This window comes from Piscirickettsia litoralis (assembly GCF_001720395.1).
GTDB lineage: Bacteria > Pseudomonadota > Gammaproteobacteria > Piscirickettsiales > Piscirickettsiaceae > Piscirickettsia > Piscirickettsia litoralis.
Genome location: NZ_MDTU01000001.1, coordinates 2,584,418 through 2,597,430, shown reverse-complemented (window position 1 = coordinate 2,597,430; position 13,013 = coordinate 2,584,418). Strand labels below are relative to the sequence as shown.

Below are 13,013 nucleotides of genomic sequence, written 5' to 3'. Positions count from 1 at the left end.
GATCAAAGCGCTGCCAGGGCAATCCCTAAAATAGCCAATACTTTCTGATCACGTTTAACCAAAATTAATTTATTGCGCTGCCAAGGTGGAATATGGCACTCTTGCAAAAACTTTTTTAAAGGCTGAGAATGGTTGCGTCCTTGGGGGTGAAAGCGCTCACCGCCCTGACGATAGCCTATCGTCACGCCCTGCCAATCCCAGTCGCCTAAATTAACGCCTAAATGAATAAGATCCTGATTCGAGATAACTTGTCCGCTTTTCAGTGTTAACTTTTCACCCTGCCACGGCTGATCTTGCATATTTATATTCGCATTATTCATGGCATCAAGCTTGATCTGGTCCAATAAATATAGCTGGTGACGATAGCGCCTCAATGACCAGTTTCCCCACTTTATTTCAGGTTCAGCATCGATCTTAGCCGCACACACATCGGTGAGCATATGTTCTAGTTTCACTTCACTCGGCATCAAGACCTGGCAACTCGAAAGCCAAGCGCGCAGCAACGCTTTTTGACGTATCACCGAATAGTGATTAAAACCGGTGAGATCAAAACATAAATCCAGACTACTATTCCCTGTCACTCCATGTTTTTTTAAGTCTTGCTCCAGATAATCAGCGAGCAAAGCCTCTTGCTCCGCACATAAACGGGCGCTACGACGGACTGTTTCATGTAATGCTGGATAACGCTGGTTTAACTTAGGCAAAATTTGATGACGCAAAAAATTACGTTCAAATTTTAAATCATCATTCGAATCATCATGCAGCCAATCTAGTTTATAATCACGTGCATAATGATCGATATCAGCTTGTGTGATTTTTAAAAACGGTCGCAATAATAGTCCATCATCACCGAAACTCATCTCTTTGGCCATCGCAGCTAAACCGCGTGGTCCTGCGCCTCGAAATAGCTGCAATAAAACAGTCTCAACCTGATCATCACTATGCTGACCTAATAACAAAACATCATTTTGTGTCATTAAGTTTTGAAAAACAGCATAGCGAGCTTTGCGTGCAGCCGCTTCTACACCCAAAGAAAAGTCAGTTAAGCTCACTTTTTCACAAATAAAATGAATACCATATTGCTCACAAAGCTTTTGGCAATGCATCGCCCAGCCATCGGCTTTTTTATTCAAGCCATGATGAATATGAACCACCGTTAATTTATCAGTAAGCGTATGTTTTGGGTAGCGTGCTGAGAGTTGAATGAAAGCAGTTAAAAGCACACGTGAATCAATGCCACCACTCAAGCCTAAATACAAATGCCGCGCTAAAATGAGACGCGGCAGACAGATGTTCATTGCCCGAATCACTGCATTCGCAGCAATAGGGCTTGTTGCTTGATCAGTTTTGTGTTTCAAAGGTTCCACAACGCATAAAGCGCTGGTAACGCTCTTCGAGCACATCCTCTATCGGCTGTGCCTTTAAACGTTCGATATGACGGGATAAGCTTTCACGGATATTATCACTCATCGCATTAAGATCACGATGTGCGCCCCCTAAAGGCTCAGGGATAATTTCATCAGCAATGCCATGTTCTAATAAGCGATCTGCGGTAATACCCATGATTTCAGCCGCATCTGACGCTTTTTCAGCCGTGTGCCATAAAATAGCCGCGCAGCCTTCTGGAGAAATCGTCGCGTAATAGCTGTATTGTAGCATTAAGGTGGTATCGCCGACACCAATCCCTAAAGCCCCTCCAGAGCAGCCTTCACCGATCACACAACAAACCACCGGCACGCGCAACTTGGACATTTCAAAGAGATTACGAGCGATCGCTTCGGCCTGGCCACGTGCTTCTGCACCAACACCAGGATAAGCCCCCGGAGTATCAATAAAAGTGACCACAGGCAATTTAAAGCGCTCAGCCATCTTCATCAAGCGTAAGGCTTTGCGATACCCCTCAGGGTGAGGCATACCAAAATTGCGATAGGTCCGCTCTTTGGCATCACGGCCCTTTTGTTGGCCGATCACCATCACCGGCTGACCATTTAAGCGCGCAATACCAGCGATTACTGCTTTATCATCCGCAAAAGCGCGATCACCATGCAGCTCATCAAATTCAGTAAAAACACGCTGAATATAATCCAATAGATAAGGACGCTGCGGATGGCGTGCAAGTTGTATGACCTGCCATGCACTCAAATCAGAGAAGATCGTCTCTGTCAGCTTGCGGCTTTTTTCTTCTAGAGACTCGATTTCATTGCTGATATTAATATCAGCATTCGAAACACTGCGTAGAGTCTCAATTTTCGCTTCTAGTTCAGCGATTGGTTGTTCAAAATCTAAAAAGTTTAAATTCATCTAATTTAACTTCCCACTCGAATGTAAGAAGGCCAGGCAAAAACGCCCATCTTGCCACTGCCCTTTAAAAAAATCAAGCTAAGCATAGCATACCTCAACACTCTTATCCGCAAATCCTTGTTTTAGCTTAGCAATTAACTCATCAGCTAAACGCACTCGCCAATCCATGCCCAAACGCAGCTGACCTGCAAGCTGATGATTATGATAGTCAATACGAACCGGACACTCGCCTAAATACTCTGATAGTAAGGTTTTAAAAGCAGCAATATCCAGATTTTTGTCGTTAATTTTTAATAAGAGGTGCGATGCGAATTGCTCTCGAGCACTCTCTAAGTTCCACACATTTTTAGCACTGATCTTACGCTGACCGCTGTAATCATCAATGCCTGCTTCACCCTCAACAACCACCAATTCATCAGTAATTAATAGCTCACGCGACTTTTCAAAAATATCACTAAAGACCGCCATCTCAACCCGTGCACCATGATCATCCAGCGTTAAAATCGCCATGCGAGTGCCACGCTTGGTTTTCATCACCCGCAGCGCAATCACAATTCCTGCGATGACCACCGTTTTTTTGGTCGATGTCACCTGTAAATCGGCTAACCGACAGGTCGTCATCGCCGAGATTTCCGTTAAATACTGATCAATCGGATGGCCACTAAGATACAAGCCTAAAGTCTCCTTTTCAGCCTTTAAGCGAACATCATCCGACCATTCTTCAATCTTTATTAACTCAGGCGTTCTGACCGTTTCCTCAACCATAGCAAACAAGTCATTAATGCCCTGCTGATCATTGGCCTGTTGCTGCTCAGCGAACTGTAGCGCCCGGGGTAAATTTTCCAATAAGCTTGCCCGATGCGGCCCCAAGCCATCTAAAGCCCCCGCTCGAATTAAACTTTCAAAGACGCGTTTATTAAATTTCTTTAAATCCACGCGCAGGCAAAAATCAAATAGATCTTTAAATGCTCCATCAGCTCGTGCTTTGATTAACTCATCGATCGGCACACGGCCGACGCCTTTGACCGCCCCCAAGCCATAAACCACAGCGCCTTCACCGTTTACTGTAAACTGGTATTCACTGTGATTAACATGAGGAAAGACGACGTTTAACTTTAGACTCTCACACTCCTCGATTAATAAAACCACTTTATCGGTATTATCTAAATCCGCGGATAATACTGCCGCCATAAACTCGGCAGGATAATAAGCTTTTAACCAGGCAGTTTGGTAAGAAAGTAAAGCATAAGCAGCCGAATGCGATTTATTAAAGCCATAACCGGCGAATTTATCGACCAGATCAAAAATCGCTGAAGCTTGGTCTTTATCGACATTATTTTTAACCGCACCCTCAACAAAAATAACGCGCTGGCGATCCATCTCCTCTTGTTTTTTACTTACCCATGGCTCGACGCAACATATCAGCGCCACCCAAGGTATAACCCGATAACACCTGAGCGATTTGCATCACTTGCTCTTGATACAAAATCACCCCATAAGTCGGCTTTAAACACCCTTCCAAGCTTGGGTGCGGATACTCAATTTCAGCACGGCCGTGCTTACGATTAATAAAATCATCCACCATACCAGAACCGAGTGGCCCTGGGCGATAAAGGGCCACCAAGGCAATAATATCTTCAAAGCAATCGGGCTGTAAGCGATGAATCAGCTCTTTCATGCCGCGCGACTCTAGCTGAAACACCGCAGTCGTCTGACAAGCTTTTAAAACATCAAAAGCGCTCGGGTCATCCAAAGCAATCCGGGCAATATCAATCGCTTCTTTATTTTCAGCAATGCGTTTTGCATTAATGGTCTTTAAAGCCCAGTCAATAATCGTCAGCGTTCGAAGACCTAAGAAGTCAAATTTGACTAAACCGGCGGATTCAACATCGTCTTTATCAAATTGAGTAATTAAACTATCAGAACCGGATTCACAATAAATCGGCGTGTAATCACTAACGACAGACGGCGCAATCACCACCCCCGCCGCATGGCGACCGACATTTCGGGTCACCCCTTCAAGCTTGAGCGCCAAATCAATCAGTGCAGCAATATCTTCTTCATTTTTATAACGCTCGGACAATTCGTCCGATTCCGCTAAAGCTTTGGTTAAAGTCATGCCTAAATCATTGGGAATCAATTTAGCGACTTTGTCCACCATGCCATAAGGCTGGCTTAACACACGCCCGACATCACGCACGACCGCTTTTGCCGCCATCGCACCGAAAGTAATAATCTGTGAGACCGAATAACGCCCATAAGTCTCAGCCACATAGTCAATCACCCGATCTCGACCTTCCATACAAAAGTCGATATCAAAATCCGGCATAGAAACACGTTCTGGATTCAAAAAGCGCTCGAACAGCAAGTCATAGGCCAGAGGGTCAAGATCAGTAATTAAAAACGAATACGCAACCAAAGAGCCTGCGCCCGACCCCCGCCCCGGGCCGACTGGAATTTGCTTTTGTTTAGCCCAAGAAATAAAGTCAGCGACGATTAAGAAGTAACCGGCAAACCCCATCTGGTTAATCACTTTTAACTCAAAATCCAGGCGGTCTAAATAAACTTGTCTGCACGTTTGATAATCTGCTGAATTTTTATCTAATAAAATTTCCAAACGCTTGTCTAGACCAATATAAGCCTGCTCGACAAAATATTCTTCTGTCGTCTTCCCTTTTGGGATTGGGAAATTCGGCAAATAGGGCTTGCCTAAATTTAAGGTTAAATTACAGCGCTTGGCAATTTCTATCGAATTCTGTAAGGCTTCTGGAATATCTGAAAATAATTCAGCCATCTCGCTTTCAGTGCGCAAATACTGATCTTCAGAATAATTTTTCTCACGCCTTGGATCAATTAGAACCACGCCATCGTGAATACACACTCGTGCCTCATGGGCATCAAAATCATCTTTTTTCAGAAAGCAAACATCATTGGTTGCGACAACCGGCACTTGGGTTTGACTGGCGAGTTGAACGGCATTGTGGATATAATCTTCATCTTGAGCGCGAGAGGTTCGCTGCAATTCTAAATAAAACCGCCCGGGGAATAATTCGCACCAAGCATTTAACCGTGTTTGGGCTAAATCAAATTTATCTTGCAATAAAGCCTGACCGACATCACCAAGCTTGCCTCCTGATAAGGCAATCAAACCACCTGAACAACACGTTAGCCAACTGCTATTAATAATTGCTTTGTCTTGTGCTTGACCATAAAGATAAGCTTTAGAGAGTAAGCTGCATAAATTGTCATAACCCTGTTTATTCTGGCAAAGCAATAATAACGGATAAAGCGCTTCTTCATCACCATGTTGCACCCAAATCTCAGCTCCGACAATCGGTTTAATACCGGCCGCACGTGCTGCGCGATAAAATTTGATCAAGCCGAATAGATTCGCATGGTCGGTCACCGCCACCGCCACCATGCCTTGCTCTTGAATGAAATTAATCAAAGGTTTAATGCGCACAATGCCTTTAATCAACGAGTACTCAGTATGCACACGCAAATGAACAAACTGTGGTGGTACGCTCGATAATTCAGACATTAATTAACCTTAAACCTGCTCTAATACACGTCTCACCGGCGCAAACGAACGACGGTGCTCAGGTATTGCTCCTAACCGTGCTAAAGCCTCCATATGCACTTTTGTTGGATATCCCTTATGCTGAGCAAAACCATAACCTGGATATTGTACCTCTAATTCACTCATTTCTCGATCCCGCGTTACTTTTGCCAAAATCGACGCAGCACTAATGCACGCTTCTTTCATATCACCTTTGACAATCGCCTCAGTTGCCATCGGCAAATCAGGCACTCGAGAACCATCAATTAGCACTTTATCTGGCATGGTTGGCAAAGCCAACACCGCTCGACGCATCGCCAGCATCGTTGCATGTAAAATATTCAATTCATCAATTTCAGCCACTTCTGCTCGCCCCAAGGCATAACAGAGAGCGCGCTCTTTGATCTGTGTATAGAGCAGCTCACGCTTTTTCTCAGTCAATTTTTTAGAATCTGCCAGACCGGCTATCGGCTTATTTGGATCTAGAATCACCGCTGCCGTAACCACGGCTCCCACCAATGGCCCACGACCGACTTCATCAACCCCAGCAATCAGCATAGTAATTATTCTCTTTATTTATAATTTTAAAAATATTATATTATGTTCTATCTAGTTTAATCTTTATTAACTAAATTTAAAGCAATTTTTGCTGCATTTTCGCTCGCATTTTTACGAAGGGATAAATGCAATTCATTAAACTTATTTTTAATTTCTATTATTCTCTCAGGGTGATCTAACCAATTAGAAATTTCATCACATAAACGCTCAGGTTCAACTTGATCCTGAATAATCTCTGGCACTAATCGCTCATTCGCAATAATATTCGGCATCGCGATAAAAGGCGTTTTTACTAAACGTTTAGCTAAACAGTAGTTAAAAGCTGACATTTTATAAGCCACGACCATCGGCCGTTTTAATAACATCGTCTCTAGAGTCGCCGTACCAGACGTCACTAAAACCACCTCACTTGCCGTAACTACGTCTCGTGTTTGTCCTAAAAAACCGTGCACAATTAATTCAGGAGCAATTTCTCGACATAATTCTTTAAATTCTGAAAGGCGCTTTTCATTCGCCATCGGTGCGATAAACTCTAAACCTGGATACTTTTGAGTGAGTGATTTTGCCGTTTTTAAAAACTCCGGACCTAATAACTCTAATTCACTACCTCGACTACCCGGTAATAACGCCACATAACGTTTCGCTTTATCAAGCTTTAAAGCCTTACAGGCTTCATCACGGCTTAACTCTAATGGGATCTGGTCGGCCAATGGGTGACCAATAAAATGCGCAGGATGGTCTATTTTTTTATAGTACTCTGGCTCAAATGGAAAAATAGTCAGTAATTGATCACACGCCGCTTGCACCTTATAAATGCGCTTTTCTTTCCAGGCCCAAACCGTCGGGCTGACATAGTGAATCACTGGAATATTCAGGGCTTTTAATTTTTTTTCTAAACGTAAATTAAAATCCGGCGCATCAATGGCAATGATTAAATCAGGCTTACTTTTTTTTAAAATAAGCGAGCAATTCATAATGAAAAGAGATAATACTCGGTAGCTTAGCAATCACCGCTGAAAAGCCCATGACCGATAAACGCTCAATCGAAGCAATACTGGCACAGCCGACTCGCTCCATTAAGGGGCCGGTAACGCCAGAAAGTTGAATATTTGAATCTATAGCCAATAAAGCCTCACAAAGACCCGCACCGAGCAGATCCCCTGAGGCTTCACCCGCAATAATTGCGATTTGCGTCATCGATTTAAATACGCCTTAGCGCACAATCCCACGCTCAGATTGTTGTAAAAAGTCAATTAAAGCAGTCACTTCTGGACATTCATCAACCATATCTGCCAATTTTGTTAATGCTTCTGGCACCGTCAAGCCCTGACGATAAATCACCTTATAGGCACGACGTAGCCGCAGCAAAGTATCTGCGTTAAAGCCGCGACGCTTCAAACCTTCCACGTTAAGGCCATAGACAGTCGCATTGTAACCACCAGCAGCGAGCATATACGGCGGTAAGTCTTGGACAATATTGGTATGCCGAGCAACGAAAGAGTGCTCACCGACTTTACAAAACTGGTGCACACCGGCAAAGGCCGCGAGTGTCACATGGTCATTAATATAAACATGACCGGCAACCCCAGAATTATTTGAAAAAATAGTATGGTTTGCAATCACACAATCATGCGCGACATGAACATAAGCCATAAACAGATTATCGTTGCCGATGCGTGTCGCACCACCACCCACACCGGTACCACGATTAATAGTGCAGCACTCACGGAAGGTATTACGATCACCAATTTCCAGACAAGTATCTTCGCCTTGGTATTTTTTATCTTGAGGGTCTTCACCGATCGATGCGAATTGATAAAATTTATTATCTTTGCCTATTTTTGTCGGGCCATTCACAACCACATGAGAGGCAATCTCAGTGCCTTCGCCAATTTCAACGTTGGGGCCAATCAAGCTCCAAGGGCCAATACTGACGTTATCTGCAATTTTCGCTGTCGGGTGAACTATTGCACGTTCATCAATCACTATTGGACTTCCTTATATGCGCCCATCATTTCTGCAGAGCAGACCAACTTACCGTCTACTTTTGCCTGAGCTTTAAACTTAAAGATATTACGCTTAGAAGAGACAATTTCGACTTCTAGCTGTAGCTGATCACCCGGAAGTACAGGCTGCTTAAAGCGCGTATTATCAACACCTGCCAACAAGAAAATACGATTTTCACCAGGTAGGACACCCATCGATTTAAATGCAAGCACACCGGTAGCTTGGGCAAGTGCTTCAACAATTAGCACGCCTGGCATGACAGGGTATTTAGGAAAGTGGCCTTGAAAATAAGGTTCGTTAATCGTCACATTCTTAATCGCTACCAGAGACTTCTCTGGTTCTAAAGATAGTACACGATCGATCAGTAAAAAAGGATAGCGATGCGGCAAGTGCTCTAAAATCGCTTGTATATCCATCTTGTCCATATCAATCTCGTCTGCCATCAGGATTTTGCCTTTTGTTCAGTTAACTCTTTGAGTTGTTTTTGCTAACACACTCACGCGTTTGGCCAGTTCTTCACTGCGATTAAAGCGTGCCACATTCTTTTGCCACACTTTCTGTGGCTTCACAGGAATGCCCGACGAATAAACCCCCGGCCGACGAATCGACTTAGTCACCATCGTCATTCCAGTCACAATACAGCCATCATGAATCTTCACATGACCTGCAATTCCTGTACCGCCGCCAATCATACAATACTTCCCTATGGTTGCGCTACCTGCAATGCCAACACTGCCCGCGATTGCCGTATGAGCCCCGATCGATACATTATGAGCGACCTGAATTAAGTTATCTAGCCTGGCCCCCTCACCAATCACCGTATCACCCAGCACACCGCGATCTATCGCCGTGCCAGCACCGATTTCAACATCATTTTCAACCACCACACGGCCAATATGGTTGATCTTGACCCAACGCCCTTTGTCATTGGCGTTGCCAAAACCATCTGAACCGATCACTGTTGCACTATGCACCATTACTCGGTCGCCCAGCACAACATCGTGGCAGACCGTTACATTGGCCATCAAACGACAATCACGGCCAAGCTGGCTGTGCTCACCGATAAAGCAGCCTGCGCCAATCTTACAATTAGCACCAATAACAGCACCGGCTTCGATCACCACATTCGGGCCAATCTCTGCGGAGGGGTCAATTTCTGCGGTCTCAGCAATCACTGCGCTAACATGACAGCCCGGCTTAACTTCTGGCAGCGGGTAAAATAACGCCATCGCCTTAGCATGCGCCACATACACATCAGCGACTTCAATTAAGCTAGTCTTCGGCCCAACTTCCAACCCTGCTGCGCTTTTCACAAAAATACACGAGGCTTGGCTTTGCGGGAGCGTCGCGGCATATTTCGCATCCGTCAAAAACGTCAAAGACCCCGGACCTGCCGAGGTTATGCCATTAATTTCAGTCAAAGTGACATCGCTGCCACAGAGCTTGCCACCGACGTGTGTTGCAACTTCAGTGGCGAGAAAGCTCTTTGTCATAATCGTTATCCTTTAGGCTTTAGCGCTCTTTTCCATTTGCGCAATAATCGCTGGCGTGATATTCATCGTCTTAAGCGCATATAAAGTCGCCGCCTGGCGCAAAACTAAATCTAGCTTTTGCTCGCTTGCCACAGTTATCACCGCTTGACCTACCGCTTTATTAAAGCTCGCCAAGACTTTTTGCTCATCTTGCTGAGCCATTTGCTGCAGGTTAATCGCTTTTTGTTGCAACGCTTGGTTCTCTTTCATGATTTCAGCTTGCTTTTTCTCTTTATCCGCAGCACTCATGATTTGTGCATTGCGCTGGAAGTCAGCCACTTTTTCTTGCAAAGTCTTGCGCTCGCCTTGCAGGCCATCTAGCGCTTTTTTATTATCCGCTTGCAGCTTAGTTCGCTCAGCATTTAAAGCTTTTTCACCTTGCGGCACCGCCTTAAAAACTTCTTGCAAGTTCACCACACCCACTTTGAGCTTCTCTGTGTTTGCAGCGAAAGCCGGAGCGATCAAGCTTAATGTCATAATTGCTAATAATAGTTTTTTCATCTCATTTTCCTCACAACTTCAAATATTAAAACGCAGTTCCAATGGAGAATTGGAAGGCTGCTCGAGATCCTTGGACTTTAGTGTTTAACGTACTTGCTAAACTAAAGTCGATGGCTCCAAGTGGTGAGAACCACTCTAAGCCGACTCCTAAGGTGTATGCCAAATTGCTGAAATTAGGGTGTCTGTCTCCCAACAAATAACCTTTTCCATCCCCATCGTAATCTGAAACAGTCTTAGCTGTCGGGTTCGTTAGATAAACGTTCCCCATATCAAAGAAAGTTTCTAAACGCATTTTTGAACTGTCTTTAACAAACGGCACCGGAAAATAAAGACTCGCACCTGCGTTAACAAGCATATTACCACCAATTGCATTGCCGACTGAGCAGTTTGTCCCGCCTGTACAATTAGTCAAGTCTTGTGGACCCAAACTATCATAGCCGCGGACCATGCCCCAGCTTGGCGAGTTTGACCAGCCACCGGCACCAAAACTATTAAAAAAGGGGCAGCCCCCCGACTTGTTGAGCCATACGAGTTGCCATAACCAAAGCGACCCCGTAACGAGAAGGTAAAGGTGTTATTAATTGGATAATACCAACGACCATCCACCGTACCCGTGTACCATAACAGGTCACTGCCCGGCCCGGTAATCGTTCCCGTTACACCAAGCTTTTCACCACTGGTTGGGAAGGGCCATTTATTCAGATTAGTGTAACTCCAACCTAAGATCATGCGATAGTCGTTATATTTTTGCTTACCATTTTGAGCATCAATAAAATTCTGAACGGTTACGGAGCCATTTGTCCCCGGAGAAAGAGAAGTGTGATTCACGCTCATCCCAGCATTAACTTTAGAGTGCTGAGTTAACGGAATACCAAAAATCATCGAGGTACCGTAGCTATCAGTCGAGTAGTCAGCTAAACCCTGCTCAGCCGCATCAGTTTTAGTGCCATAAACGCTGATGGTGCGACTAATACCGCTTTCAGTCCAATACGGGTCAGTAAAGCTAATATTGACACTTTGAGACGGACGCGACCAAGAAATATTCGCGCTTAAAGTATTCCCTGTCCCCAGCACATTCGGTGTTGAGTAGCCTAAACCTAAGAGCAATTTATCAAGCTGAGAATAACCAATAGAGAACTGTACGGAATTTAAGCGGGTATTTTCTTTAACTTTGTAATCAACATTGACATAACCGGGCTTGCCAGGAACTGCAGGGGTCGTTGCTTTTACAGAGTCAAAATAACCCAAAGTATTGAGGTATTGATTCGAATTTCTTAGGCCGCTGGTTGTCATCAAGCCACCTTCATACAAGTTAGTGCCCCGACGCAACACTTTATCATTGGTCGAGTTGTTGCCGATGAATTTAACACGGTTGACATAGACCAGATTTTTCTGGTCGATGACAAAGTTCACACTGACCGTATGATTTTTCTTGTTCAAGTCTGGAACGGGGGTCACTGTCGCAAAGAAATAACCTTTATCACCCAATGCTGTTTTCACTGCCTTCGTCACCGCTAATAAATCTTCTCGAGAGAATAACTCATTTATCTTAAGGTGTTCTTTAGCGATCTTATCAAGCTCGTCTTGATTAAGCACTGAACGGCCAACAAAATTATAGCCAGACAAATGATATCTAGCGCCTTCATGAACATTGATATTGATATAAACTTTTTTGCGATCTGAGGAAAGAGAGACGGTATCTGAATTGACACGAAACTCAACGAAGCCTCGGTTCATGTAAAAATCAGTGAGACTCTTAATGTCTTTATCTAATTTAGGCTTAGTATATTTATCATTATCAGTAATAAAAGAAAATAGTGTCGGTGTTGATAATTTAAACTGATCGAGTAACTCACTACGTGAGAACGATTTATTGCCGACAATGCTGATGCCACCGATGACCGATGGCACCCCTTCTGAAATATCAATCGTGACTTTGACACGATTACGCTCCAGCTTGGTCAGCTTCGTTGTCACACGTGCATTATAAAAGCCGCGGTTATATTCTTCATCTTGTAACTGCTGCTTAATCTGCTTGAGCAAGTACGCATTATAAATATGACCTTGCACTAAGCCGGTACTGGTTAAGGCTTGTTGCAAAGCTTCTTTTGGAATTGAATGATGGCCTTCGGTGACAATTTCACCGATCACAGGACGTTCATGGACTTTAACCACCAAAGTTGAGCCCTCACGCTCTAACTCAACATTATTAAAGTAGCCACTGCTGTATAAATTTTGGATCGCTTCAGACGACAGAGTGCTCGTTAACGTCTGTCCTTTTTTAACGGGTAAGTTTGTCAGAACAAGCTGCTTAGAAAGCCGCTGTAAGCCTTCAACTTTAATGTTCTTGATTACAAACCCGGCAGGTGCTGCCCACGCAGCGGTCCCCAGCACCCCCAGTAATGCACTTACAATTACCTTCTTCATTGTATTTGGCTCGCTTTTATCTCTTGACCTTATTGGCTCTTACAGCGCTTTATTTATTGAATTTCTTGTAAAACGCACCCATCATAGCAAATTACACCGCCAAGACAAAGTATCCCCTCACCCAGTTA

Annotated in this window: 10 protein-coding genes and 2 pseudogenes; all 12 read right to left on the bottom strand. The window is 44.2% G+C overall.

Annotated elements, in window-relative coordinates; all coding sequences use genetic code 11:
* Positions 1-2: 2 nt before the first annotated feature.
* Complete coding sequence (gene tilS, locus BGC07_RS12920) at positions 3-1,367, bottom strand: tRNA lysidine(34) synthetase TilS (RefSeq protein WP_069313443.1); 1,365 nt, start codon at positions 1,365-1,367, stop codon at positions 3-5.
* Complete coding sequence (locus BGC07_RS12915) at positions 1,342-2,301, bottom strand: acetyl-CoA carboxylase carboxyltransferase subunit alpha (RefSeq protein WP_069313442.1); 960 nt, start codon at positions 2,299-2,301, stop codon at positions 1,342-1,344. Before BGC07_RS12915 ends, tilS begins: the two co-directional genes overlap by 26 nt.
* A gap of 78 nt (positions 2,302-2,379) precedes the next feature.
* Positions 2,380-5,842 (bottom strand): annotated as a pseudogene (dnaE, locus tag BGC07_RS12910) (DNA polymerase III subunit alpha).
* Between the two features lie 9 nt (positions 5,843-5,851).
* On the bottom strand, positions 5,852-6,418 hold the full coding sequence (gene rnhB / locus BGC07_RS12905; RefSeq protein WP_069313441.1) for a ribonuclease HII: 567 nt from the start codon (positions 6,416-6,418) through the stop codon (positions 5,852-5,854).
* Positions 6,419-6,474: 56 nt separating this feature from the next.
* On the bottom strand, positions 6,475-7,392 hold the full coding sequence (gene lpxB / locus BGC07_RS12900) for a lipid-A-disaccharide synthase (RefSeq protein ID WP_077216903.1): 918 nt from the start codon (positions 7,390-7,392) through the stop codon (positions 6,475-6,477).
* Positions 7,361-7,615: a glycosyltransferase family protein gene (locus tag BGC07_RS19550; protein ID WP_077216902.1), complete on the bottom strand. Its 255-nt coding sequence runs from the start codon at positions 7,613-7,615 to the stop codon at positions 7,361-7,363. Before BGC07_RS19550 ends, lpxB begins: the two co-directional genes overlap by 32 nt.
* 15 nt (positions 7,616-7,630) lie before the next feature.
* On the bottom strand, positions 7,631-8,404 hold the full coding sequence (gene lpxA / locus BGC07_RS12895; protein ID WP_069313440.1) for an acyl-ACP--UDP-N-acetylglucosamine O-acyltransferase: 774 nt from the start codon (positions 8,402-8,404) through the stop codon (positions 7,631-7,633).
* Positions 8,404-8,868, bottom strand: coding sequence for a 3-hydroxyacyl-ACP dehydratase FabZ (fabZ, locus tag BGC07_RS12890; RefSeq protein ID WP_201258146.1), 465 nt, complete (start codon positions 8,866-8,868; stop codon positions 8,404-8,406). The genes lpxA and fabZ overlap by 1 nt, the downstream gene beginning before the upstream one ends.
* Before the next feature lie 18 nt (positions 8,869-8,886).
* Positions 8,887-9,918, bottom strand: coding sequence for a UDP-3-O-(3-hydroxymyristoyl)glucosamine N-acyltransferase (gene lpxD / locus BGC07_RS12885; protein WP_069313439.1), 1,032 nt, complete (start codon positions 9,916-9,918; stop codon positions 8,887-8,889).
* A 12-nt stretch (positions 9,919-9,930) separates the two neighbouring features.
* Complete coding sequence (locus tag BGC07_RS12880) at positions 9,931-10,458, bottom strand: OmpH family outer membrane protein (RefSeq protein WP_069313438.1); 528 nt, start codon at positions 10,456-10,458, stop codon at positions 9,931-9,933.
* A 25-nt stretch (positions 10,459-10,483) separates the two neighbouring features.
* Positions 10,484-10,912, bottom strand: a pseudogene (locus tag BGC07_RS23410) (BamA/TamA family outer membrane protein); the annotation flags it as partial.
* Positions 10,867-12,885 carry an outer membrane protein assembly factor BamA gene (gene bamA, locus BGC07_RS12875; RefSeq protein ID WP_268801666.1) on the bottom strand — a complete coding sequence of 673 codons (2,019 nt, stop codon included), beginning with the start codon at positions 12,883-12,885 and terminating at the stop codon, positions 10,867-10,869. The pseudogene BGC07_RS23410 and the gene bamA, both read right to left, overlap by 46 nt.
* Positions 12,886-13,013: the final 128 nt, after the last annotated feature.